General features: G+C 46.4%; 1 protein-coding gene. It reads left to right on the forward strand.

What is annotated here, in order from left to right; translation table 11 throughout:
- A partial coding sequence (locus R7Z49_RS24860) for a VirK/YbjX family protein (RefSeq protein WP_318112359.1) occupies positions 1–675 on the forward strand: 675 nt, incomplete at its 5' end.
- Between the last annotated feature and the right edge of the window lie 45 nt (positions 676–720).

A 720-nucleotide genomic window follows, 5' to 3' on the forward strand; every position in this document is an offset into this window, starting at 1 on the left:
AACTCTGCTTTTGATCGCTCCAACTTGGTGGTTGATCACTACAAAACGATTTCAGAACTGCTTTCTAAAGAGACCATTGCCGAGATTTACACCGATTCAAAAGGCTTAACGCTGACCTCATTTGAAATCGATGACATCGAGTACTCGGTTCGATTGGTTTACGAAGCACGTTACCAAAAAGAAGGCGACATGAGTCTTGTGCTGCACAGCGCTGAAGACGGCAACTTCTACACACTTTCGTTTACCGTTGGTCATGTAGACACTGGGCGCTGCATTATGATAGGTGGCCTACAAGGCCCTCGAAGCAGTGAAGAAAACAACGCAAAAATCAAAAAACTGACTCGAAAACTGTACGGTCAGCGACCAAAAAGCTTGATGGTGAGTTTGCTAACACTCATCGCTCAAGTCTGGGAAGTAAACACCATACTCGCCGTAAAAACGCAATCTCACACATACGCAGCACGACGTTACAGTAAAGGACGCATCAAAACCGACTACGACGCACTATGGCAAGAGTTGGGAGGCATTGAATACAACCGCCATTTCTACGCATTAAAAGTGAATGATACGCGCCGCGATACTGAGGGAATGTCTCGCTCTAAACGCTCGATGTACCGCCGTCGTTATGAGTGGCTAGACAACACCAAAGCTGAGTTTGCGACGCGTCTGCGTTAATCCAGCGTATCACGCGACATCTTGTTTATTCGTTTACTATTCGGA

The sequence above is a fragment of the Vibrio sp. 1562 genome, from assembly GCF_033340155.1.
In the GTDB taxonomy this organism is placed as follows: Bacteria; Pseudomonadota; Gammaproteobacteria; order Enterobacterales; family Vibrionaceae; genus Vibrio; species Vibrio alginolyticus.